This is a genomic window from Dellaglioa sp. CoH-57-MRSF-22 (assembly GCF_056781895.1).
The window spans coordinates 1-240 of record NZ_JBXAXT010000023.1 but is presented as its reverse complement, the minus strand read 5'-3'; the positions used below and the strand labels follow the sequence as shown (position 1 = coordinate 240).

General features: G+C 54.6%; 1 protein-coding gene. It reads right to left on the bottom strand.

What is annotated here, in order from left to right:
* On the bottom strand, positions 1–184 hold a 184-nt coding region (locus tag AC1RPR_RS07880; protein ID WP_481763413.1), incomplete at its 3' end, for an NUDIX hydrolase.
* Positions 185–240: the final 56 nt, after the last annotated feature.

The following is a 240-nucleotide window of genomic DNA, read 5'->3' as shown; positions in this document are numbered from 1 at the left end:
CCTCGATGTCGTCCACCCACTGGGCATCCGACGTTTCCCAATTCAACTTGGGTTGAAATTCATGAGGAACTATGGCCAAGAAGTTCTGGTACACCATGCCGTCCCCACGGAACAGTAGCAGCGTACGCAGCTTTAGCGGACCGGTATAGCCGGCCTCTTCTTGTACTTCACGAGCCACTGCCATCTCCACATGTTCTCCATGGTCTACAGCACCGCCCCACGTACCCCAACAATCAGGAT